The organism is Methylicorpusculum oleiharenae (genome assembly GCF_009828925.2).
GTDB lineage: Bacteria > Pseudomonadota > Gammaproteobacteria > Methylococcales > Methylomonadaceae > Methylicorpusculum > Methylicorpusculum oleiharenae.
The window spans coordinates 4811032-4832906 of sequence record NZ_WUTY02000001.1 but is presented as its reverse complement, the minus strand read 5'-3'; the positions used below and the strand labels follow the sequence as shown (position 1 = coordinate 4832906).

The following is a 21875-nucleotide window of genomic DNA, read 5'->3' as shown; positions in this document are numbered from 1 at the left end:
CCTCGCGGTCACCTCTTCCGGTACACTTCGATCTCATCCACCCTACACGAATTCCGCCTAGACTGACCCAGGGTATTCCCCGGTTAGGCCATTCCAGGAGCTTTATCCAAAATGTTATTTTCAGAACTCGGCTTAGCTGCCGAATTAGTCCGTGCTGTGTCCGAAGAAGGCTACACCACCCCAACTCCGGTTCAACTTCAGGCCATTCCTGCGATTCTTGAAGGACGCGATGTCTTGGCCGGTGCTCAAACCGGTACCGGTAAAACTGCCGGTTTTACACTACCCCTGTTACATCGCTTACACACCCGCAAGCCACTCGGCAATCGCCGCCCCGTCCGGGCGCTGATTCTCACCCCGACCCGTGAGCTTGCCGCACAAGTTGCCGAGAGTGTCGCTACCTATGGCAAATATTTATCATTCAAGTCAACGGTTATCTTCGGTGGTCTGAGTATCAATCCTCAGATTGCGCAATTGCGCCGAGGCCCAGAAATCGTTATTGCTACGCCCGGCCGTTTGCTTGATCACATCGCTCAGAATACAGTCGATTTATCGCATCTGGAAATTTTGGTTCTGGATGAAGCTGACCGTATGCTGGATATGGGCTTTATTCGCGATATCCGTAAAATTCTTGCCTTGTTGCCGCCTATTGGTGTCGACGGACGTCAGAATTTGTTGTTCTCGGCGACTTTCTCCGATGAAATACGCCAGCTTGCCAACGGATTGCTGCACAACCCTGCGCAGATCGAAGTAGCCCGACGCAACACCACTGTAGAAACAGTCAGTCAGGTCGTTCATCTTGTCGACCGTACTCGTAAACATGAGCTTTTGTCTCATTTGATCAGTAAACAAAACTGGCGTCAGGTGCTGGTTTTTACACGCACGAAACACGGAGCCAACAAGCTTGCTGAACAGCTTAACCGCGACGGATTAGGTTCGGCCGCTATTCACGGCAATAAAAGCCAGGGTGCGCGCACCAAAGCCCTTGCGGATTTTAAGAGCGGAGCGGTTCGTATTTTGGTTGCTACCGATATCGCCGCGCGCGGGCTGGACATCGATCAGTTGCCGCATGTCGTTAATTTCGAGCTGCCCAACATACCGGAAGATTATGTTCACCGGATTGGACGCACCGGGCGCGCCGGAAATGAAGGGGAAGCGGTTTCTCTGGTTTGTATCGATGAGCGTGATTTTCTTCGGGACATTGAGCGGCTGATTAAACACGAAATTCCCAAGGAGGCGATTGAGGGTTTTGCGCCAGATCCTACTATCAAATCCGAACCGGTTTTTAAACAGCGTCAACAGCGGCCTTCCCGTTCTTCTAATGGTGCCAGGTCCAATAGCAGCCATGGCAAACAGCCCGAGCAGAAACCGCAGGCGAAGCAAAGTCATCACAATCCTCGCAACAATAGCGGTCAGCAGCGGGTTTCCGATCAGAGCAGTCGTTCTAACGACAGCCGGACCGGGCAACGCACTTCTCAGCGCCGTGTAAGCGCTTGACAGCGAACGGGCCGGTTCCAATTTAAATTGTCGCCGTTACGGCATTCGATCCGTAACGGCGAATATTTGATTCTTGGTAACTGTTCAGAGCAAAGCACAACAGTCACTCTCCAGCGGAGCAACAAAAAAGGTGATGCACCGCGTAGGTTGCGGTTGGCGATAGCCAACCCAACATTTCAAGGCCATGATGTTTATTTTGGGTTGCGAAAAGTATGCACCACAGCCTGCGCTGAATAATTACTTCTTATCAAGAAATCAAAATGCTGACGATTGGCTGAAAATTATTCATAATCGGGCTCAATTTTATTTTTGACGGAAATTCCAGATGAAAGCTGTTGTCATGACTGCCGTTGGTGGTGCCGAAGTTTTGCAGGTTAAACAGATTGATGAGCCGCAAATTACTGAGCCTCATCAGGTCAAGATCCGGATCAAAGCGGCTGGCGTCAATCCGGTAGATACCAAAATCAGGCGGAAAGGCCTTTTTTATGGAGCCTTGCCGCCCGCTGTTTTGGGGTGTGACGGTGCCGGAACCGTTATCAGTACCGGTGCTGACGTTATTGGTTTTAAACCGGGCGATGACGTGTGGTATTGCCATGGCGGCTTGGGTCGTGAGTCCGGTAACTATTGCGAATATACAGTTATTGACAGCCGTTGGCTCGCTGCAAAACCGCAGTCCTTGACCTTCATCGAAGCCGCAGCAGCGCCATTGGTTCTGATCACGGCCTGGGGCGCTTTGTATGACAGGGGAGCTTTGCAGCCCGGACAGACCGTTTTAATCCATGCCGGTGCCGGCGGCGTCGGCCATGTCGCTATTCAGTTGGCCAAGTTAAGAGGAGCGAGGGTCATTGCTACGGTAAGCTCCCAGGAAAAGGCCGATTTTGTGGCTGCATTGGGCGCCGATGTCATCATCAACTATCACGAGATTGATTTCGTTGAGGCTATCATGCAGTTAACTGATAACCACGGCGTTGATTTAGTCTTGGATACTGTGGGTACCGAGGTGTTCCAAAGCAGCATTTATGCAACAGCCTGTTTTGGAAGCTTGGTGACACTATTGGATCCGGGCTTGGTCGATCTTGCCGAAGCAAGGGTCAGGAATCTTAAAATTGGTTTTGAATTGATGCTGACACCGCTTTTGCGTGACTTAAGACCGGCCCGTGAGAAGCATATTGCTATATTGAATAGCTGCAAAAACTTGATAGACAACAACCGGCTTATGGTCTCCGTAGGGCGTATTTTTCCACTGGAGCAAGTGACCGATGCTCATCGATTGATAGAAGAAGGGCACTGTACGGGCAAAATTGTGCTGGAAATTTGAAAGGAAAAAGTAGCTCAGGTCAATATTTGCTTCAACGCTTGGGATAAAAAATTGCGAATATTTCTTCAAATTGGTCATGAACGGAATTCATTATTTCAACCAGTAAGCTTTGGGAAATATTAAAACGTCCTAGTTCATTATCAATGCTGTCCTCTAATTCCATCTTGCTTAATTTTGCAGCCAGTCTGACAATGGCCGCTGTTTCGTTGAAAGGGCCGGTATTATAGGGGGCATTGTGTTGAGCAATGGATTCGGTAATGACTTCCGGCAATTTCCATAAGCGGCTGAGTTCAGCGCCGACCTGATAATGGTCGAAACCTAAAAGTCTGCGTTCCAATGCACTGTCCGTTTCATCGGAGGATTCGATTAACAAGCTGATCTCTCTAGCTAATTCCGGTATCCGCCTGAAGAGAACCAGTTTGCCTATTTCATGCAGCAAACCACAGATAAAAATCGTTTCCCGTTTCTCTGCTGATTGAGTTCTTTTTGAAATTTCTTTAGCGGCCAACGCTGTTCTAACGCTTTGTGCCCAATAGTCATTTAGCGAAATAGAACCTGCAGGCACATTTGAAAATTTTTCAATAATCAGAGTGCCCAATACCAGGTTTTGCAGTTCCTGCGTCCCTATAATGGATATGGCTCTGGAGATGGTTGAGATTTGAGATTGAAAACCAAAAAAAGCACTGTTAACCAGTTTTAACAAGCGCATCGTAAGCCCCGGATCCTTATCTATAACGCTTCCTGCATCGGCTGTAGTTTTATTAGGGTCATCAATTACTTTTTTCAATTGAAAATAGATGGCAGGCGGTGAACTCAGCTGCAAATCGCCTTTAAATAGATCCGATATGGTTAAATCGTTGCTGTTCAGTGAAAAAGACGAATAGGGTTTGTTCATGGGAATCATTTGGAATTTGTAAATACATGACTATGATTACCTGAAAGCATAGGGGAGCATTTTTCATAATGCAAGGAAGCATCGGTGGAATCAAATACACTAAGAAACGGACTGTTTAAATGGGATCTGTTGATGGGGTAGATAATCCGAACTTACCAAAAGTCAGATGCTCAGCAAATCATTACAACGCAAGAAAATAATCATAGCCGGTATCGATTCTAAGCTAGTGATAGCCATAGAATCGATGCTTTTGAGAAAAGGCTTTTCCAATTTATCATTTGCGAGTGAATGTGCAGATATTTATCGTATCATTCGTCCGTTTGCAGAGAATTCAGTGGATCTGGGTCTGGTCATCGTCGATGAGTTTTTGCCTGGAGGCGATGTGGAACACATGTGTACCTCACTCTCGCGCGAAAATAACGGTATTGCCTTGCCTTTTATTATTTTAAAAGCTGAGTCTTCGGATGAATTAAATGTCTCCATCCAGTCTTCCGGGGATTTGATTTACGATCTTTATGCGTCGTTCAGAGAGTCTGAATTACTCATTCTGGTCGAATTACTGTTAGTTTTAAAGAATGAGCGTTATTTACGTAATCAGCAGCAGGAAAAATTAATCACTGAACTGGCAACCCGCAAACTGCTGGATGCCAAACTAAAATATTTGATCGCCCATGATGAACTGACCGGCTTGATGAATCGTGCCAATCTGGAGCAACACATTCGGTTGAGCCTGATGCGATTTAGAACGCTGCATCAGAATGGTGCACTGTTATTGATTGATCTTGATCGCTTTGGTCTCATCAATGATCTGGAAGGCTTTGATATTGCTGACCGATTGATTATTGAGGTGGTCGCATTAATCAGAAAGACACTGACGAGAGACGTTTTTTTTGCGCGTATCGATTCAGATGAGTTTTGTCTTTATTTCGAAAACTTTTCTCTCACTCAGGCGAAGGAATCGGCTGAAGCTATTCGCAAAAGTCTGGAAGACTGCCGCTTCACTACCGGAGATGTTTGTTACAACATCACTGCATCGATTGGCATCGCTGTGTTACCCACTCAGAGAGTGATTGTCCATCCTGAGGAATTGATTTCCAAAGCCCATCAGGCCTGCTATCTGGCAAAACAAAACGGCCGTAATATGGTCTGGATCTATAACGAAGACGATAAAGCCATCAAGGAAAGGCACCGTGATGTTTACTGGGTTCCGCTGATTCGGGAAGCTTTGGTCGACAAAAATTTCTTTCTGGTATTTCAGCCAGTTATTAACCTGAAAACAGGCATTGTCTCGCATTATGAGGTACTAATAAGGATGCGGGGGCAGGCCGATAGCGTGATTCATCCCATAGAATTTATTCCGGTAGCCGAAAGGATGGGCTTGATTCATTGCATAGATATCTGGGTGGTTGAAAACGCATTAGATTTTTTGGCCGCTTTGCCCGTTGAATTGTCAGATGTTTGTCTTGCGATTAATTTGTCCGGTTTTGCTTTTCAGGATGGGAGTTTATTACCGACGCTGAAGCGAAAGCTGGAACTCACATGGGTTAATGCGGACCGGATTACTTTTGAAATTACCGAAACTGCCGCCGTTGATAATTTCGACCAAACCCGGCAAATGATTAACAAAATAAAAGCGCTTGGGTGTCATTTTGCTTTGGACGACTTTGGCGCAGGGTTTTGTTCATTCAACTACCTCAAAAAATTTCCTGTAGATTATGTCAAAATTGATGGCCAATTCATTCGCAATCTGGTCAATGATGAAACTGATCAAGTCCTGGTAAAATCTATGGCGGATGTCGCCAGGAAACTGGGGAAAAAAACTGTGGCAGAATTTATAGAGGTATCGCAGGTCATACCGATATTGGTCAGCCTGGGTATTGAGTACGGACAAGGCTATCTTTTTGGTAAACCCAGTCGCTATTTAATTGATGGAGGGCGGGTTCCTCTTGCGCAATTATTAAATGAAGGCCAAACAAAATCGCATTTTTCGTATAATAGGCTGGATTAAGGAAATTCAATTCGAGCTTTCTTCTCATACAGGCAATCTTTGCACCTCAACTTAATTTTTATTGAATTGTTAAAACTAACCTTGTTCAGGTTTACTTCATAACGTTGAGTTATTTTTATCCAACACGCAAGGCTGTATTCTGGAAATTCCTAGCGATCAAATTGTCATCATTAGGCAGTTTTATACCTTAATGTTGTTTCCTTTGCTGCCGGTAATATTCATCCGTAGCTTTCAAGGAGTGCTGTGTTATTAATGGCGGCATTGATTTAATTCGCCGGAAAGCCCAATATAAATAATAACCTGATAAACCTCCATAAAGTCCGGTTAATGACTTTAAATCAGGTTCATCCTTGCTCCAAGAATCAACTATCAACACTTTGGCTTCGCTGACAGGTTCTCTTGAGTATTGATGCGGCTGGTTATTCTTCGGCAAATAGGAAGCGTATACCGATTAATCAATTTTTTAAAATATGGCCACAAGACCTCAAAGTACACTAAAAAGAAAATCAACGGTTCGCAGAAACAAAAAAAAACAGCCCGTCAATCCTGTTAAAAGATGGCTGGTCAAATTAGTGGTGTTGTCTCTGGTTTTCGCCTCTTTTTTGTTGGCCAGTTACATCGGTTATCTTGATTACAATGTACGCAATCAGTTTGAAGGTAAACGCTGGGCAATTCCTGCTCGCGTTTATGCCAGTCCGCTTGAATTGTATACCGGACATAAAATGACTTTAGCCAATCTGGAAAGTCATTTGCAATTTTTACATTACCGTGAAGATCCGCAGCTTTCTTCCGAAGGCACTTACTCCAGGCAAGCGTCTCAGATAACAATTAAAACGCGCACGTTTAGTTTTTGGGATGAAAAACAGGATAGCCGTTTGGTCAAGGTGCAGTTTTTCGATAGTGAAATAGCGCGAATATTTGATGCAACCTTGTCAAAAGACCTGACCATTTTTCGGCTGGATTCATTGCAGATCGGCAGTTTTTATCCTACCCGCAAGGAAGATCGCGTGCTGATCAAGCTGGCCGAAGCGCCGCCGACGCTGATACAGGGATTGTTGGCGACTGAGGACAGGGATTTTTACCAGCATTACGGTATTTCCTTAAAAGCGATTGCCAGAGCCATGTGGGCCAACGTCAGAGCCGGAGGCATCGTTCAGGGTGGAAGTACGATTACGCAGCAGCTGATCAAAAATTTCTATTTGACCAACGAGCGCAGTTTTGTCCGAAAAATCAATGAAGTGTTCATGTCGTTAATCATAGAGTACCGCTATGACAAAGACGAAATATTGGAAGCTTATCTTAATGAAGTGTATCTGGGGCAGGACGGAGCCAGCGCTGTGCATGGATTTGGCTTGGCCAGCGAATTTTATTTTGGTCAGCCGTTAAAAAACCTTCCTTTAACCCAGGTGGCCTCGCTGGTGGCTTTAGTGCGAGGACCGTCTTACTATGACCCACGGCGCTATCCGGAGCGAGCGCTTGAGCGTCGTGATCTGGTCCTCGATAAGATGGCCGAGATGAATTACATCAATGAACAGCAACGCGCCGAGTCAAAAAAAGAACCGTTAAAAGTCATTGCCAACACGCACCGTTCTGTAAACCGTTATCCGGCGTTTCTGGATTTGGTTAAACGACAATTAAAAGAGACCTACAAGGAAGAAGATTTGACCTCGGAAGGGCTTAATATTTTCACGACCTTGGAACCCCATGTGCAAGACGCGTTGGAAAAAACTGTTGCTGAAAAAATCAAAGAGTTACAAAAAAATCCAAAAGCGCGGGAACTGGAAACTGCTGTGGTCGTTACCCGTAAAGAAGACGGCGAAATCGTCGGCCTGGTGGGCGGCAGTGATCCGAAATCAGCCGGTTTTAACCGGGCGGTCGATGCGGTGCGCCCTATTGGTTCGTTGATTAAGCCTTTTGTTTACCTGACCGCGCTTGAGTATCCGTCAAAATATACGATTACTACACCGGTCAGCGATACTACCATCAGAGTCAAGGCGGCAAAAGGCCAGCTATGGGAGCCCAAAAACTATGATAATACCCAGCACGGTATTGTTCCGTTTCATAAGGCTTTGGCCAACTCTTACAACCTGGCCACAGTCCGTATTGGCATGGATATAGGTGTTGCGCGTGTTGCTAAAACGTTAAGAAGCATGGGTATTACGCGCTCGTTAGAACTGTTTCCGTCGTTTCTTTTGGGCGCTTCGCCCTTAACTCCGATGGAGGTAACGCAAATCTATCAAACACTTGCTGGTGATGGCTTTACATCGCCCTTGAGATCCATCAGGGGCGTTGTCAACAGTGATGGTGAACGCTTGCAAAGTTACCCTTTTACCGTCAGGCAAACGGTTGATCCGTCGGCAACTTATATTACCAACACGATCATGCAGGAAGTGATGAACGAGGGAACGGGTCGTTCTGCCTACAATTATGTGCCCAGAGAATTTCAGCTGGTGGGCAAAACCGGAACAACCAATGAAATGAGAGACAGCTGGTTTGCCGGATTCAGCGGCGATTATCTCTCGGTCGTGTGGGTTGGCAGAGACGACAATAAACCGGCAGGACTAACCGGTTCAACCGGTGCGCTGAAATTATGGGCTAGTCTTATGCAGAAAATCAGTACGCGTCCTGTGCTGTTGACGCCCCCTGACAATGTCGATCTGGTCTGGATAGACCCTTTCACCGGTTTGTTGGCAAACAAGGACTGTCCCGGCGTCAGCCAATTTCCCTATATTCGCGGTTCTGCTCCTAAAGCCAGTTCACCCTGCGTCAATGGCGGCGGTACTGAGAATCCGGATACCTGGTTAAATAATCTTTTTCAATAAATTAAAGCGAGCATTATGTTGCGATTTAACGTGTTTCAGTGGTTAGGTATTTTGTTAATGTTAACGGCTCTGAATGCTCAGGCCCAGGAAAAACCGGTAAGCCAGTTACGAGCTTTTTTAACGTCATCCAAGGCGCTGAAAGCCGATTTTAAACAAATAGCTGTCGATGAAGCAGGCAATGCCCGTCAAGCCAGTTACGGGGTGTTTTATTTGCGCAGACCCGGAAAGTTTCGCTGGCAGTACACCAAGCCTTTTACACAGGAAATTATTTCCAATGCAGGCAAGGTCTGGTTTTACGATGCGGACCTGGAGCAAGTGACGGTTAAAAAGCTGGACCAGTCGGTAGGCTCAACTCCCGCTTTGTTACTTAGCGGTGACATCGACCTGGAAGAAAACTTTATCATACAGGATCAAGGCACCGACGAAGATATGCAGTGGATCAAATTGCTACCCAAAAACGAGGACAGCGGCTTTAAATATGTTTTGATCGGCCTGGATAAAGGCACCTTGGGCGGCATGGAATTAAGCGATAATTTTGGTCAATTAACCCGTATTTATTTTTCGAATATCGCTGTCAATCCATCATTGGATGATGAGTTGTTTATATTCACGCCGCCACCGGGGTCGGATGTATTTGAAGAATGACACTTCTCTTAGTGTACAGACAACGATTGGAATGACATGGTAAGTTTTTTATCTTACTCGGGGCCGGGCGGTGATGATACTTTGATCAAGCCCTTGGCAGAGCGAATGCGGCCTACTCAGCTGGATGAGTACACCGGTCAGCGGCATCTGTTGAGTCCGGGTAAACCGCTGTATGAAGCAATAGCGGCAGGACGACTGCACTCAATGATTTTCTGGGGCCCGCCCGGTACCGGTAAAACCACGTTGGCAAGGATGATTGCCAACCATTCTGAAGCACTGTTTATTCCTATTTCAGCGGTGTTGGCCGGTGTCAAAGAAATAAGAGCGGCTGTGACAGAAGCGCAAGCCGCCAGGGAAAGTCGACGGCAACGCACCATTTTGTTTGTTGATGAAGTGCATCGATTTAATAAAGCCCAACAAGATGCCTTTTTACCGCATGTCGAGGATGGCACGTTCTATTTTATCGGGGCTACGACTGAAAATCCGTCGTTTGCGCTGAACAATGCGCTTTTGTCCCGGGCCAGAGTTTATGTGTTGAATGCACTGTCAACAGAGGATTTACTGGCGGTATTAATCAAGGCGTTAACTGAAAAGGAAAAAGGCTTGGGCAATCTGGCCATCGAGATGGACGATGAGATCAAGCGTCAGTTTGCAGCGGCCGCCGATGGTGATGCCCGGCGAGCGTTAAATCTGCTTGAGATTGCAGTGGAGTTGGCGGCATCGCAAAACAGCACCTGTATTAATGAGGCCGTCTCCAAAGAAGTGCTGTCTGGCGGAACCCGCCGTTTCGATAAGCAAGGCGAAGAATTTTACAATCAGATTTCAGCATTACATAAGTCGGTTCGGGGCAGTTCGCCGGATGCCGCGTTATATTGGCTGTGCCGGATGATGGATGCCGGTTGTGATTTGTCTTATCTGGCCCGCAGAATTGTCAGGATTGCTTCCGAGGATATCGGCAATGCGGATCCAAGAGCGTTGCCGCTGGCCATAAGCGCATGGGAAGCGCAAGAACGGCTGGGTAGTCCCGAGGGAGAATTAGCCTTGGCGCATGCCGTCGTTTATCTTGCTTGCGCAGCTAAGAGCAATGCGGTTTATAGGGCCTATAATGCGGCCATGCGCGATGCCAAGGAAAGCGGCAGCCTGCCAGTGCCGGTTCATTTGAGAAATGCGCCCACTTCGCTGATGAAATCGTTGGATTACGGAAAAGCCTATCGTTATGCGCATGATGAGCCCGATGCTTATGCTGCCGGTGAGAATTATTTTCCGGAAAGTTTGAAGGGTTCTCAGTATTACACGCCGGTCAATCGTGGATTAGAAATAAAAATTGCAGAAAAATTAAAACATTTACGGAATTTAGATAAAATGTCCCGTACTGATAGGAGCTGACCTTTAACAAAGGTGATCCTGGACGATCCGAATCATTTTATCTAGTTTATGTAGGATTATGGACCTTAAATTTCTCGATTTTGAACAACCCATCGCCGAATTGGAAGCCAAAATAAAAGAACTTCGCCGAGTTCAGTTCGATAACGATATCAATATTTCCGATGCGCTGGAACAACTGGAAAGTAAGAGCAAGGCGCTGACCGAATCAATTTTTTCCGGGCTTAGCGACTGGCAGATTTCACAATTATCAAGACATCCCGGGCGTCCTTATACCCTGGATTACATTGATTTGATATTCTCCGACTTTCATGAGTTGCATGGCGACCGGACGTATGCTGATGATCCGGCCATTATATGCGGACTGGCTCGTCTTGAAGGTCAGCCGGTTGCACTGATAGGGCATCAAAAGGGCCGGGATACCAAGGAAAAAATTTATCGAAACTTTGGAATGCCCAGACCTGAGGGTTACCGCAAAGCCCTAAGAGTCATGAAAATGGCCGAGCGCTTTGGTTTGCCTATTATATGTCTGATCGATACACCGGGGGCTTATCCCGGTATCGGTGCTGAAGAACGCGGCCAAAGCGAGGCAATAGCCCGTAACTTGTTTGAAATGGCGCGTTTACACACGCCGATCATCTGCACGGTCATCGGGGAAGGCGGTTCTGGCGGCGCATTGGCCATCGGCGTCGGCGATCGCTTGATTATGCTTGAATACAGCACTTACTCGGTGATTTCGCCTGAAGGTTGCGCATCGATTCTTTGGAAAAGTGCTGATAAATCCCAGTTGGCGGCTGAAGCGATGGGAATTACTTCCGATCGTATCCGTGAACAGGGCTTTCTCGATGAAGTGGTCAGAGAGCCTTTAGGCGGTGCACACCGTGATTTTCAAAAAACGGCAATGAATCTGAGAGAAACCTTGTTAAGGCATCTGGAAGAACTCAAGCGTGAATCGATGGAGCGTTTAATGGAAAAACGTTATCAACGGATTATGGCTTTTGGCGTTTATACCGAGTAATTCGAAAGACAGCTTTTTCGTCTACTCCCAAATAATCTAAAAAACGTTTAAGAATTTAAAATGTGCTAAGGCTGGCAGCAATGACCAGATTGATTGCCGGCATCACCAAATGTTTATCATGGCTCAATAGCGGTTTTTAAGATGATCGATTATTAAGTTAAATGGAAGTCAATCAAAAGCTCGCTGTTGGCGAGCTTTTTTGTTTGGGGCTTATGACCAACATTCATGCACAGTCAGTGGAATCTCATTTAATCGATACCATCCGTCCTTATCAGGGCTCTCGCCGCGTATTTGTGGCTTACAGTGGCGGCGTTGATTCCCATGTGTTATTGCACCTCTGCGCGCAGCAGCATTGGTTGAAAGAAAAGCTCACAGCTGTTTATGTTCATCATGGTTTGCAGGCGATAGCCGACCACTGGGCCCTTCATTGCCAAGCAACAGCAACAGCTTTGGATATTGCTTTTAAGGAATTGCGAGTCGATGCACGGCCGGTCAACGGACAAAGCCCTGAAGAAGCCGCCAGAAATGCACGGTATGGCGTATTAAGCAGTTTGCTGGATGATCAGGATCTGTTGTTGGTGGCCCAGCACAGGGAAGATCAGCTGGAAACTGTTTTATTGCAACTGTTTCGAGGCGCCGGATTGCCCGGTTTATCGGGGATGCCGGTAGTGATGCCGATGGGGAAGGGTATCCTTTTGCGGCCTCTGTTGAATGTTTCTAAACAGGAAATTGAGGCCTATGCCGCCGGACATGAACTTGATTGGGTGGAAGATCCCACTAATCAAAGCACCGAATTCGATAGAAATTTTCTTCGAAATGACGTTTTGCCGGTATTAAAAAAGCGTTGGCCGGCGCTGGACAAAACTGTATCTAGGGCGGCCGGACATTGTGCAGAAGCTCAGGCAGTGATTCGGCAAGAGGGTGGTGAACTACTCAAAAAATACCTGGACATTGAGTTTCAAGCCTTGTCACTGGAGCTTTGGTCGTGTCTTGAGAATGCCCGGCAGGCCTTATTGTTACGCGCCTGGTTTGGCTTTATGGGGTTGAGAATGCCTTCCCGGCGGGTCATTCATCAGATTATCAATGAAGTGATTGATGCGGCAGAAACCGGTAAAGCTGAGGTTTTTACCCAAGGTTATGCGATCAGGCGGTTTCGCAATCGTCTCTATTGCTTTAAATCTAAATGCTTTCAATTGCCGGAAATACACGATTTTGAGTGGTCCAGCCAACAAGCGTGTCTTGACTTATCTGAGTACCTGAAATTGCAGCGAATTGAAGACTCCTGCGGCATTGCGATTGATCAGTGGAAAAATGCAAAAATCACCGTAGCATTTCGCCGAGGGGGTGAAACCATCAGGTTGCCGGGTCGAAAGGGACGGCATACGTTAAAAAATCTATTTCAGGAAGCGGCGATACCGCCCTGGGAAAGGCCGGTCATTCCGCTTGTCTATCTGGATGGACAGCTTGCGGCCGTTGCAGACCGGTGGATCAGTGACGAATTTTACACAGTGTCTCCAGGCGCTTGTTACCGCATCAAATTCATCAAGCAAACGCCAGGCTGATCACGCGTTATCAGCAATCCCAGGTTGATGATAAAAAAGGGTAGGCGTAAGCTTTGCGGGAATGTCGGCAGCAGGGTTGCTGCAGTCAAGCTCCCACGAATGGGTCTGCGGGGTTCAACGCAAGGCTTACGCCAATCCTAAAAGCCACATAAAAGTTCAAGCTGGGAATTGCTGAGGCGTTATAGGTGATTGTTTTTTCTGGTGCCGCACTGATGCCTGTTTACAAATGGCATCGGGAAAAAAAACAGTAAAGGCAATGACTAAGCACGCATTGTCGATTAGAATATACCAGCTTTAAATGGCTGCAAAAGTCACCCTCTAAACGCTTTTCTTCATTACATGACAAAATATATTTTCATTACCGGTGGCGTCGTCTCATCCTTAGGTAAAGGCATCGCTGCGTCGTCACTTGCTGCCATTCTTGAAGCCCGCGGGCTTAAAGTCACGATGACCAAACTGGATCCCTACATCAATGTCGATCCAGGAACCATGAGTCCTTTTCAACACGGAGAGGTTTTCGTCACTGACGACGGTGCAGAAACCGATCTTGATCTGGGTCATTATGAGCGTTTCATCAGAACGACCATGACCAAGAAAAATAACTTCACGACCGGTCAAATCTATGAAAACGTTCTGCGCAAAGAACGTAAAGGCGATTATTTGGGCGCGACCGTTCAGGTAATTCCGCATATAACGGATGAAATCATCAGACGCATTCACGAGAGTGCGGTGGGCATGGATATCGCCATCATTGAAGTCGGCGGGACGGTAGGTGATATCGAGTCACTGCCGTTTCTTGAAGCGATTCGTCAGATGCACGTTGAATTGGGGCGCGATCGTGCCATTTTTATTCATTTAACGCTGGTGCCTTATATCCGTTCTGCGGGTGAACTCAAAACCAAACCAACTCAGCATTCTGTAAAAGAACTCAGAACGATAGGGATTCAGCCCGATATTTTAATTTGCCGTTCCGAACAACCGATTCCGGTCAGCGATCGCAGAAAAATTGCGCTTTTTACGAATGTGGCAGAAAAAGCTGTTATTTCCGCTATTGATGCTGACACGATTTACCGCATCCCTTTATTGCTGCATGAACAGGGATTGGACGATATCGTTGTTGAAAAATTACGTCTGGATGTGCCGCCCGCCGACCTCACCGAATGGAAGAATGTGATTGACGGACTGACTCATCCGGTTGAAGAAGTCACCATTGCGATTGTCGGTAAATATGTCGATCACAGCGATGCCTACAAGTCACTCAACGAGGCATTGATTCACGGCGGTATTCACACCAGAAATAAAGTTAAAATCCGTTATATTGATTCTGAAACCATCGAAGATGAAGGCGTTGAACACCTGAAAGGACTGGATGCCATCCTGGTGCCTGGCGGCTTTGGTGAGCGGGGCGTAGAAGGAAAAATTGCGACAGCCCGTTTTGCACGGGAAAACAAAATTCCCTATTTAGGCATTTGTTTGGGAATGCAGGTTGCGGTGATTGAGTTCGCCAGAAATGTCGCCAAGCTGGAAGGTGCGCACAGTACCGAATTCCTGCCCGATTCGCCGCATCCGGTTATCGGTTTGATCACTGAATGGATGGATGCAGAGGGGCAGTTGGAAACACGCAATATTCATTCTAATCTGGGCGGAACAATGCGTCTTGGTAGTCAAAAATGCAGGCTTGAATCAGGATCTTTGGCCTTTGCGATGTATAAAAAGGAAGTCATCAAAGAGCGTCACCGGCACCGTTACGAATTCAATAACAAGTATCTGGAAAAAATGGAGCGAGCTGGGCTGACTTTCGCAGGTAAATCGATAGACGGTCGTCTGGTCGAAGTGATTGAATTGAAAGATCACCCCTGGTTTTTAGCCTGTCAGTTTCATCCGGAATTCACTTCGACGCCACGAAGAGGCCATCCGCTCTTTTCAGGATTTGTAATGGCCGCTGCTAAACATAAAAAGGAAACCCATCAATGAAATTATGTAACTTTGAAATCGGCCTTGATAAGCCTCTATTTTTAATCGCGGGTCCTTGCGTCATTGAGAGCGAAGCTCTGGCACTGGAAACAGCCGGCTATTTAAAAGAAATAACCGATCAATTGGGCATTCCTTTTATTTACAAATCTTCATTCGACAAAGCCAATCGTTCTTCACATAACACCTTCCGTGGCTTGGGCGTTGATGCGGGGCTAAAGATCCTCGAAAAAGTCAAACAACAAATCGGCGTGCCTGTTTTAACCGATGTACATGAAGACACACCCTTGGAAGAAGTGGCAAAGGTCGTCGATGTGATGCAAACGCCAGCTTTTTTATGCAGACAGACCAATTTCATTCAGAATGTCGCCAAACAAGGCATTCCGGTCAATATCAAAAAAGGCCAATTTTTAGCGCCTTGGGATATGGTTCATGTGGCCGAAAAAGCCAAGGCCACAGGCAATGAACAAATTATGGTGTGTGAGCGCGGCGTTTCATTCGGCTACAACAATCTGGTGTCTGATATGCGATCACTGGCGGTGATGCGAGATACCGGTTGCCCGGTAGTTTTCGACGCCACCCATTCGGTGCAACTGCCCGGAGGTCAGGGCACCTGTTCAGGCGGGCAGCGTGAATTTGTTCCTGTTTTGGCCAGAGCCGCTGTTGCTGTGGGCATTTCCGGATTGTTCATGGAAACGCACCCAAATCCGGCCGAGGCGAAAAGCGATGGTCCAAACTCCTGGCCTATGCACCGCATTAAAGAATTATTAGAGATTTTAATCACCCTTGATCACGCTGTTAAAGCAAGCAGTTTGATCGAAACAACCTTATAGGAAAAACGATGGCGGCAATAGTAGATATTAAAGCAAGAGAAATCCTGGATTCGCGTGGTAACCCGACGATCGAAGCCGATGTCATTCTTTCATCCGGAGTAGTCGGCAGCGCGATGGTGCCATCGGGCGCCTCCACCGGCGAACGTGAAGCGATCGAATTACGCGATGGCGATAAAGCACGTTATTTGGGTAAAGGTGTTTTGAACGCAGTAAACAACGTCAAAACTGAAATTCGTTCAGCCGTTTTAGGAATGGATGCGGCGGATCAGGCCGGCATTGATCAAAAAATGATAGTACTTGATGGTACCGATACTAAAGCCCGTTTAGGCGCAAACGCAATGCTGGCTGTTTCTATGGCTAGCGCACACGCTGCTGCAAAAGAAGCGGCACAGCCTTTGTATCGCTATCTGAACAAATCCGGTGAATTCGTTATGCCCGTACCGATGATGAACATCATCAACGGCGGCTCCCATGCCGATAACAGTGTCGATTTGCAGGAATTTATGATTTTGCCTGTGGGTGCGCCCACTTTCCGCGAAGCGATTCGTTATGGAACTGAAGTTTTTCACACGCTGAAAAAAGTATTGTCCGATAAAGGTTTGGCAACAACCGTAGGCGATGAAGGTGGTTTTGCACCGAATCTTTCTTCCAATGAAGAGGCCATCAGCGTCATTCTGCAAGCGATTGAAAAAGCTGGTTACAAACCAGGCGTAGATATCTACCTGGGTCTGGATGCGGCTGCTTCTGAATACTATAAAAACGGCGTATACGATCTGGCTTCAGAAAAGAAAACCTATACCTCCGAAAAAATGGTCGATTTCCTGGCTGATTGGGTTAATAAATATCCGATTATCAGTATTGAAGACGGTCTGGACGAAAACGATTGGGACGGCTGGAAATTACTGACTGAAAAACTGGGCGGTAAAATCCAATTGGTTGGTGATGATCTGTTTGTCACCAATCCGGCTATTTTGAAACAGGGCATAGAAAAGAACATTGCCAACTCTATTCTGATCAAAGTCAATCAAATCGGTACCTTGACCGAAACTTTGGCCGCAATCGATATGGCCCAGGCTGCAGGTTATTCTGCCGTTGTTTCTCATCGTTCAGGTGAAACCGAAGACACCACTATTGCTGATTTAGTGGTTGCTACCGGCACCGGTCAGATAAAAACAGGTTCATTGAGCCGTTCCGACCGTATTGCCAAATACAACCGCCTGATGAAAATCGAGGATGAGTTGGAAGGCAAAGCCCTTTATGCAGGCCGCAAAGCCTTCAGAATGCTCTAGGATTGACTGGTGAGAGCGGTCCTGCCGGGCCGCTCTTGACTAATCGTATTGATCATATGAGCGCTTATAAAATTATTTCAATCATTATTGTTCTGTTGATAGCCCATTTGCAGTATCGTTTGTGGTTAGGTGATGGCGGTATCAAGCAGATTGAACAATATGACCAAAAACTGCAGGATTTAAGCTTGCAGGTCAAGGAAAAAAAAGAACGCAACGATCAGCTTTACAGTGAAGTGCTGGACTTGCGCAAAGGCCAGGACGCCATTGAAGAAAGAGCCCGTTACGAATTGGGAATGATTAAGGAAAATGAAACTTTTTTTCAGGTTCTGGAATAAAAGGTCTTTTTCTTTTAATCCGGCACTTCCAAAATGCGCTTCGCGCATCACCTCACTAAACCGCTTTTTGCTAACGCGCTATTTTTAAATGAACACAATACACTCCCGATTTTGGGCTATTGTTCCTGCGGCCGGGGTTGGCAAAAGGATGCAAGCCGATAAGCCCAAACAATATCTCTCCCTGGCTGGAAAAGCCGTATTAGAACAAACTCTGCTGCGTTTGTTGGACGTTGAACAATTGAGCGGAATAGCGGTTGCTATTTCTCAGGAAGACCCCTATTGGCCTGAACTGGGAATTGCCGGACACCCCAAGGTTATCACTGCGCCCGGCGGTAAAGAACGGGCCGACTCAGTGCTGTCCGGTTTAAGATCGATTCGCGAACGTGCTGATGACAATGATTGGGTGCTGGTGCATGATGCTGCAAGACCTTGTATTACTCGTAGTGATGTTGTTTTGTTGATGGCGTCCTTGAAAGACGATGCTGTTGGCGGCATTTTGGCTTTAGCTTCGCATGACACACTCAAGCAGGTTGAAGGACGAATCATTCATGGCACTCTGGATAGGACACATATTTGGCGGGCATTGACACCGCAAATGTTTCGCTACGGAATGTTGAAAGCTGCACTGGAAGCAGGGGAGGGCAATCCGGCGATTACCGATGAGGCCAGCGCACTGGAATTAATGGGTTATCAACCCAAAATAGTCGAAGGCAGGCCGGATAATATAAAAATCACGCGTCCCGAGGACTTGGCGCTGGCGCAATTTTATTTGGAGCAACAATGATTCGAATTGGTCAAGGCTATGATGTTCATCGGTTTAAAGACGATGGCGATGTGATCCTGGGTGGCGTCACTATTCCGTATGAAAAAGGCCTGGAAGCGCACTCTGACGGCGACGTGGTGCTGCATGCATTGTGCGATGCGTTATTGGGCGCGGCGGCATTGGGTGATATCGGCAAGCATTTTCCAGATACCGACCCGGAATTTAAGGGTGCCGATAGCCGGGTTTTATTGCGGCATGTCCACCGTATCGTGCGGGAAAAAGGTTATAAACTGGTCAACGCGGATATTACCATCATCGCCCAGGCGCCCAAGATGGCGCCTTATATTCCTGAGATGTGCTTCAATATTGCCGAGGATTTGGATGTGACTGTCGATGATATCAATGTCAAAGCGACCACTACCGAGAAACTGGGTTTTGAAGGACGAAAAGAAGGCATTGCCGTTCAAGCGGTTGTCCTGATAGAAAAGTAAAGTATTTTGGCCTTTAGTTTCGTAGCGCAGAGTACACATCAACTGATTAATCAGGTATCTGACTGTTCTGACCGCATCAATGGGAGCGTGAATTTTGAAGCGACTAATGTTTTTCGTTATATTTCAGTTACTGATCGGGTGCGCTGCGCAATCCGATAGATCCACTTCTGATGCAATACAAAGTCAAAAAGATGCAAAGACGCTCGATGTGCAAGATAGCCGTTGGCAACTTAAGCACTTTGTCACTGCTACTGGCGAAATAATCCCGATGCTGGAAGGTACGGCAATCGATGCGGTTTTTACTAACGGTAAACTTACCGGGCGCGGCGGCTGCAACCGCTATTTTGGCAGTTTTAAGCTTAAAGAGAAGACCGGGTTATCAGTGGTTAACCCGATCGGCTCAACAATGATGGCCTGTTCCCCAACAATTGACGAACAGGAACGCCGCTATTTTGATTTTTTAGCAAAGGTTGATGCATATCAGTTAGGTGAAAACGGTCACTCTTTAGTTCTTTTGAATAAAGAGGGAAAATCCTTGCTGGTATTCGATGTGCTTGTGCCGGCCGCTCTTGAAAATACGCCATGGCAAGCGACGGGGGTTAATAATGGCCGGGGTGGTGTCGTAGCGGATAAAAACACCCCTTTGGCGGTGGCGACGTTTGCTGGCGGGATTGTTCAAGGAAAAGCCGGATGTAACGGATTTTCAGCTGTTTATAGGGCAGAATCCGGAAATTTAAGTATTACGGCGGTAAAAACAACGCGTATGGCTTGTGCCGAGGAAGGGGTCATGGCGCTTGAAGCTAATTATCTGAAGGCATTGACTCAGGCCGTGAGGTATGAAATCAATGGCGATCAACTGAGATTGCTCGATAAAGAGGGTTCCTTGCTGATCAGTTTTATCAGACAGACCCAATAGAACCTTTCTTGTAACTCGCCCGTCTTGAATTGAGCGTGTAGGTGATTGATTTCAAAGTGTGCGTGAATAACTCCCTCTTGCTGAATCCTGTTCAATCAACTACCTAAACACAATATTGCTGGAGGAGTCGTCGATACTTACTCAGGCCGCAGGGAGCGGGACGAAACCATCCTGTAGGTTCCTGAAAGACATGGTATCAGACTGTTGCAACTGCTTATAAAGATTTGTTCGCTCTCAATTTGATCGTGCATTTATCGAATGGAGCAAATGAAAAATCGCTGTCCGCTACGTCAGCCGCTCATGCTTAGACTTAGGCAAAGCTCAACACTAACTGATTTACGCGTCTTGTACCCATTTTTGTAAGCTGCTTTTGAACATATCCTTGGTAACGCGTCAATTGATCAGCAGATGGGCATAAATACTGATGAAATAGCCAAGTGCAATTGCCGGAGTCCATTTTAAATGGCTAAAAAATGTATAGTAGCCTCTGGCCTGCCCCATTAACGCAACGCCTGCAGCAGAACCTATCGATAAAAGACTGCCTCCCACCCCGGCTGTTAACGTGACTAAAAGCCACTGGATTTCCGGCATCTCCGGATTCATGGTCAATACTGCAAACATGATGGGGATGTTATCAATAACTGCAGACATTATTCCGATGAGAATATTGGCCGAGGTAGCGCCCATTTCCCCATACATGAACTCGGAAGTGAGGCTCAAATATCCGATGAAACCCAATCCCCCCACAGACATAATGACACCGTAAAAGAAAAACAGTGTATCCCATTCGGATTTGGCTATATGACTGAATACGTCGAAGGCGCTGCCGCTGACTTCGGAGCCAGGGATCATGTCGAAAGAAGATTGCTCGCGTCTAAAAGCGGTCCTCAAATAATATCCGAACATTTTCAGATACCCAAGGCCCATCAACATGCCAAAAGCAGCTGGCAAGTGGAGAAATTGATGGAAAACAATTGAGGTGGCAATCGTGGATAAAAATAAAATAATAATTATAATGCCGCCGTGTTTGATAGTTAAATTTTCTTCGTCTGGGAGTTCAGGTCGGCCCTTGGGGATATACCTGTGCATAATGGCTGCAGGGATTAAAAAGTTAATGAGTGAAGGTATGAACAGTTTAAAAAAAGTCCAAAAGTCTAAGATATCTTTTTGCCAAACCATTAATGTAGTGATGTCGCCAAAAGGACTAAACGCTCCTCCTGCATTTGCCGCTACAACAATATTGACGCAGGCAATGCCTATGAATTGCGGTTTTGAGGCGCCTACAGTCAAAACGACTGTGCACATAATTAATGCGGTGGTCAAATTATCGGCCACGGGAGAGATGAAAAATGCTAACAATCCTGTGATCCAGAAAAGCTGCCTATAGCTGAATTCCCGCGAGACCAAGCGATAATGAAGGGCATCAAACACGCCCCGCTCAATCATTGCGCTGATGTAAGTCATTGCAACCAACAGAAAAAAGAAAAGTTCCGAGTATTCGAGAAAATTATGTCTCAATGCGATCGATACCTGATCAGTCAAGCCTTGTGATTGATATGCGAACGCAATTAGCGCCCAAATTAAACCGGCGACAATTAGAACCGGTTTGGATTTTTGTAAATGTAGCTTTTCCTCAAAAATGACCAGGAGGTAGGCCAGAAAGAAAATAAAAAGCGCTATATACCCCGTGGTCTCTGTAGTTAAGTTTAACCGATCACTATCAGGTTCAGAGCTCCACGCTGATAGGGGTAAAAATAAAAAAAGGTTAAACAACATTGAGTTGAATACGGTTTTCATAGACAAATATTCCAGGTGAGAAATGGAAAAGGCGTTATCCATTTTAAGATATGAAAAACTGAAGTCTTCATGGATCTATCAGTTACTGTTTACGGAACCTTTAAAAAATTATCTGCTCATATTCGTGCACAAGGTACTATGTAAATAATGCCCCCGTACTTACTAGTCGCTCGCCTTGAATTGAGGGTGTAGGTGATTGATTTACAAAGAACGCGTGAGACTATCCTGGTTACATAAGTGGTAAATAGCATCTTGTTTTACTGACCATAACAGATATAAAAATGATTCTCTTCAGGAAATTGGTTTGAGCAACAAACAGGTCTTTAAAAAAATAT

General features: G+C 46.3%; 17 protein-coding genes. 15 read left to right on the top strand and 2 right to left on the bottom strand.

Features of this window, described 5'->3' with window-relative positions; genetic code table 11:
• The first annotated feature begins 111 nt into the window (after nt 1-111).
• On the top strand, nt 112-1494 hold the full coding sequence (locus GO003_RS21535; protein ID WP_159658403.1) for a DEAD/DEAH box helicase: 1383 nt from the start codon (nt 112-114) through the stop codon (nt 1492-1494).
• A 325-nt stretch (nt 1495-1819) separates the two neighbouring features.
• Nucleotides 1820-2812, top strand: coding sequence for a zinc-dependent alcohol dehydrogenase family protein (locus GO003_RS21530; protein WP_159658404.1), 993 nt, complete (start codon nt 1820-1822; stop codon nt 2810-2812).
• A 31-nt stretch (nt 2813-2843) separates the two neighbouring features.
• Here GO003_RS21530 and GO003_RS21525 read toward each other — a convergent pair whose 3' ends face one another.
• A complete protein-coding gene (locus GO003_RS21525) occupies nt 2844-3707 on the bottom strand; it encodes an HDOD domain-containing protein (RefSeq protein WP_159658405.1) in 864 nt (287 codons plus the stop codon).
• A gap of 166 nt (nt 3708-3873) precedes the next feature.
• Here GO003_RS21525 and GO003_RS21520 point away from each other — a divergent pair, with 166 nt between their 5' ends.
• The 13 genes from GO003_RS21520 to GO003_RS21460 all read left to right on the top strand — a co-directional run bounded on the left by GO003_RS21520 (nt 3874) and on the right by GO003_RS21460 (nt 19743).
• Nucleotides 3874-5715: a putative bifunctional diguanylate cyclase/phosphodiesterase gene (locus GO003_RS21520; protein ID WP_159658406.1), complete on the top strand. Its 1842-nt coding sequence runs from the start codon at nt 3874-3876 to the stop codon at nt 5713-5715.
• 470 nt (nt 5716-6185) lie between these two features.
• Nucleotides 6186-8537, top strand: a complete 2352-nt coding sequence (gene mrcB, locus GO003_RS21515) for a penicillin-binding protein 1B (RefSeq protein WP_159658407.1) — start codon at nt 6186-6188, stop codon at nt 8535-8537.
• 15 nt (nt 8538-8552) lie between these two features.
• The gene (lolA, locus tag GO003_RS21510; RefSeq protein WP_159658408.1) at nt 8553-9182 is read left to right on the top strand and encodes an outer membrane lipoprotein chaperone LolA; all 630 of its coding nucleotides are present in this window, start codon (nt 8553-8555) and stop codon (nt 9180-9182) included.
• Between the two features lie 36 nt (nt 9183-9218).
• Nucleotides 9219-10568 (top strand): replication-associated recombination protein A, encoded by a 1350-nt coding sequence (locus tag GO003_RS21505; RefSeq protein WP_159658409.1) that lies wholly within the window; start codon nt 9219-9221, stop codon nt 10566-10568.
• Between the two features lie 58 nt (nt 10569-10626).
• Complete coding sequence (accA, locus tag GO003_RS21500) at nt 10627-11583, top strand: acetyl-CoA carboxylase carboxyl transferase subunit alpha (protein WP_159658410.1); 957 nt, start codon at nt 10627-10629, stop codon at nt 11581-11583.
• Nucleotides 11584-11744: 161 nt separating this feature from the next.
• Entirely contained in the window at nt 11745-13145 is a 1401-nt protein-coding gene (gene tilS / locus GO003_RS21495) for a tRNA lysidine(34) synthetase TilS (protein ID WP_231089134.1), read from the top strand.
• Nucleotides 13146-13484: 339 nt separating this feature from the next.
• Nucleotides 13485-15119, top strand: a complete 1635-nt coding sequence (locus GO003_RS21490) for a CTP synthase (protein WP_159658411.1) — start codon at nt 13485-13487, stop codon at nt 15117-15119.
• Complete coding sequence (gene kdsA, locus GO003_RS21485) at nt 15116-15949, top strand: 3-deoxy-8-phosphooctulonate synthase (RefSeq protein ID WP_159658412.1); 834 nt, start codon at nt 15116-15118, stop codon at nt 15947-15949. The genes GO003_RS21490 and kdsA overlap by 4 nt, the downstream gene beginning before the upstream one ends.
• Nucleotides 15950-15957: 8 nt before the next feature.
• Nucleotides 15958-17238 (top strand): phosphopyruvate hydratase, encoded by a 1281-nt coding sequence (gene eno / locus GO003_RS21480; RefSeq protein ID WP_159658413.1) that lies wholly within the window; start codon nt 15958-15960, stop codon nt 17236-17238.
• Nucleotides 17239-17294: 56 nt separating this feature from the next.
• The gene (gene ftsB / locus GO003_RS21475) at nt 17295-17573 is read left to right on the top strand and encodes a cell division protein FtsB (RefSeq protein WP_159658414.1); all 279 of its coding nucleotides are present in this window, start codon (nt 17295-17297) and stop codon (nt 17571-17573) included.
• Between the two features lie 88 nt (nt 17574-17661).
• Nucleotides 17662-18357: a 2-C-methyl-D-erythritol 4-phosphate cytidylyltransferase gene (ispD, locus tag GO003_RS21470; RefSeq protein ID WP_159658415.1), complete on the top strand. Its 696-nt coding sequence runs from the start codon at nt 17662-17664 to the stop codon at nt 18355-18357.
• The gene (ispF, locus tag GO003_RS21465; protein ID WP_159658416.1) at nt 18354-18827 is read left to right on the top strand and encodes a 2-C-methyl-D-erythritol 2,4-cyclodiphosphate synthase; all 474 of its coding nucleotides are present in this window, start codon (nt 18354-18356) and stop codon (nt 18825-18827) included. Before ispD ends, ispF begins: the two co-directional genes overlap by 4 nt.
• Nucleotides 18828-18933: 106 nt before the next feature.
• Nucleotides 18934-19743, top strand: a complete 810-nt coding sequence (locus tag GO003_RS21460; RefSeq protein WP_159658417.1) for an META domain-containing protein — start codon at nt 18934-18936, stop codon at nt 19741-19743.
• A 393-nt stretch (nt 19744-20136) separates the two neighbouring features.
• Here GO003_RS21460 and nhaD read toward each other — a convergent pair whose 3' ends face one another.
• Nucleotides 20137-21540 (bottom strand): sodium:proton antiporter NhaD, encoded by a 1404-nt coding sequence (gene nhaD, locus GO003_RS21455; protein ID WP_159658418.1) that lies wholly within the window; start codon nt 21538-21540, stop codon nt 20137-20139.
• Nucleotides 21541-21875: the final 335 nt, after the last annotated feature.